Annotated in this window: 3 protein-coding genes; 1 reads left to right on the forward strand and 2 read right to left on the reverse strand. The window is 69.6% G+C overall.

Going from position 1 to position 2,502, the window contains the following annotated elements; all coding sequences use genetic code 11:
• Positions 1-449 (reverse strand): serine/threonine protein kinase (locus tag VF794_RS16510; protein ID WP_331111494.1); only part of this gene is annotated, 449 nt, incomplete at its 3' end.
• Between the two features lie 35 nt (positions 450-484).
• Positions 485-1,915, reverse strand: coding sequence for a glycogen synthase GlgA (glgA, locus tag VF794_RS16515; RefSeq protein ID WP_331111496.1), 1,431 nt, complete (start codon positions 1,913-1,915; stop codon positions 485-487).
• Positions 1,916-1,926: 11 nt separating this feature from the next.
• Between glgA and pdxH the strand changes: the two genes are divergently transcribed.
• The coding region (pdxH, locus tag VF794_RS16520; RefSeq protein WP_414640915.1) for a pyridoxamine 5'-phosphate oxidase at positions 1,927-2,502 on the forward strand (576 nt) is incomplete at its 3' end.

Here is a 2,502-nt window from a genome sequence, read left to right on the forward strand (position 1 = left end):
CGGTGGACGATGTTGGCCCCCCCCTCGCCCACCTTCGCGCGGTGGATGTAGTCCAGCGCCTTGAGGATGCACCAGGCGATGTAGCAGGCCGCCTCCGGCGGCATCGCCGCCCCGGCCTTCACCAGCAGCTCCTGCATGAAGCCCAGCGTCCGGCCGGCCACCAGCTCCTGCACCATCAAGTAGTCCGGCCCCGTCTTGAACAGGCGGAAGGTGCGGACGATGTGCGGGTGGCGCAGGCGGACCGTGAGCTTCGCCTCGTCGACGAAGGCCTTCACGTACGCACCATCGTTGCGGTACGCGGGGAGCAGCCGCTTGAGCACCACTTCGTCCGGCTCGCCCGGGGAGCGCTGCGTCGTGGTCCGCGCGCGTGCCTGGTACACCTCGGCCATCCCGCCTACCGCGAGTCGGCCAACGACCTCGTACCCACCCAGGTCCGCTGCTTGCGACACGTCTCCAGCCTACCTTGCTTTGAGTCCCAACCGCACTACCGCGTCACGAGGGAGGTGAAGACGCGCTCGTACTTCCGCGCCGACGCGTCCCAGGAGAAGTCCCGGCCCATGCCGCGCTTGCGGAAGGCCAGCAACCGCTCCGGCTCGGCGTAGAGGGCCTGGGCCCGCCGCAGCGCCGCCAGCAGCGCCGAGGGGTGGAAGGCCTCGAAGAGGATGCCGTCCCCGTCCATGCTCCCCTCCACCGTGTCCACCAGGCCGCCCGTGGCCCGGACGATGGGCACCGTGCCGTAGCGCAGCGAGTACATCTGGTTGAGGCCGCACGGCTCGTACCGGCTGGGCATGATGAAGAAGTCCGCCCCCGCCTCCACCAGGTGGGACAGCCCCTGGTCGAAGCCGATGAATGTCCCCACCTGCTCGGGGAATTGGTGCTGGAGGGCGCGCAACCAGTCCTCGTAACGGCCCTCGCCGCTGCCCACCGCGACGAAGCGGATGTCCGACTGGAGGGCCAGGGGCATCGTCTCCAGCAGCAGGTCCATCCCCTTCTGCCACGCCAGCCGCGAGACGATGCCGAACACCGGCGCCTCGGTGTCCGGCCGCAGTCCGAAGCGCTCGAGCAGCTCGCGTCGGCACGCGGCCTTCCCCGTCAGGTCCTGTGCCCCGTAGCGCGCCGGCAGGTGTGGGTCCGTCTCCGGGTTCCACTCCTGCACGTCGACGCCGTTGACGATGCCGGTGAGCACGCCCCGGCGCGCGCGCAGCAGCCCGTCCAGGCTGGCGCCGCCCTCCGGCTCCTGGATCTCCCTCGCGTAGGTGGGCGACACGGTGGTGAGGGCGTCGGAGAACTGGATGGCGCCCTTGAGGAAGTTGACCGCGTCGTAGAACTCCAACCCCATCTCGGCGGTGAAGAGGTCCCACGGCAGACCCAGCTCGTCCATGACGTGCTTACCGAACTGCCCCTGGTAGGCGAGGTTGTGGATGGTGAGGACGGTCCGGGCCCGCGACAGGCCGGTGCCCTGGAAGCCCCGCCGGAGCGCCACCGGCACCAGTCCCGTCTGCCAGTCATTGACGTGGATGATGTCCGGGATGAAGCCCAGGCGCTGGGTCGCCTGGAGCGCGCCCATGGAGAGGTAGGCGAAGCGCCGGTGGTTGTCCCCGAACTCGCCCCAGGCGTCGCCGTAGATGCCGGCGCGGCCGTAGTAGTGCTCGTTCTCCAGGAAGAGCAGCTCGAGGTTGGGCGACTGGCGCAGCGAGAGGATGGGCCCGCGCTCGGTGCCGAAGGGAAAGCGCAGCTCGATCTGCTGGCCGGTGGAGGTGAGCCGGTCGTCCTGGACGCTCCGGTAGCGGGGACTGATGACCTTCACCTCGTGGCCGAGCGCCGCGAACGCCGCGGGCAAGGCTCCGGCCACGTCTCCGAGCCCACCCGTCTTGGAGAAGGGCGACACCTCGGAGGCCACGAAGAGGATCTTCATGGAATGAGACGATGCCCTGTGGGCCGGGCGAGTCAACCCAAACCGCGACTCGCACTCCGGGAGCGGGTTGGTATGGTGGGCGCGTGGAGATACCCAAGGATCCGATTGAACGTTTCGCGACCCTCTTCCAGGAGGCCAGGCGTGTCATCCCCGGGGACCCCAACGCCATGACGGTGGCGTCGGTGGGGCCCGAGGGCAGGCCGTCCGCGCGCGTGGTGCTGTTGAAGGACTTCGATGCGCGCGGCTTCGTCTTCTTCACCAACCTGGAGAGCCGCAAGGGACGGGAGCTGCTCAACCACCCGTGGGCGGCGCTCTGCTTCTTCTGGCAGCCGATGGAGCAGCAGGTGCGGGTGGAAGGGCGCGTGGAGCGGGTGTCGGACGAGGAGGCGGACGCGTACTACCAGAGCCGGCCGCGCGGCAGCCAGATAGGGGCGTGGGCGAGCCTTCAGAGCCAGCCCCTCCCGTCGCGCGAGGAGCTGGAGGCGCGGGTGGAGGAGCTCACACGCCGGTACGACGGCCAGCAGGTGCCGCGCCCGCCACACTGGTCGGGCCTGCGGGTGGTGCCCGACCGCATCGAGTTCTGGCAC

Source organism: Archangium sp. (assembly GCF_036389735.1).
Lineage (GTDB): Bacteria > Myxococcota > Myxococcia > Myxococcales > Myxococcaceae > Archangium.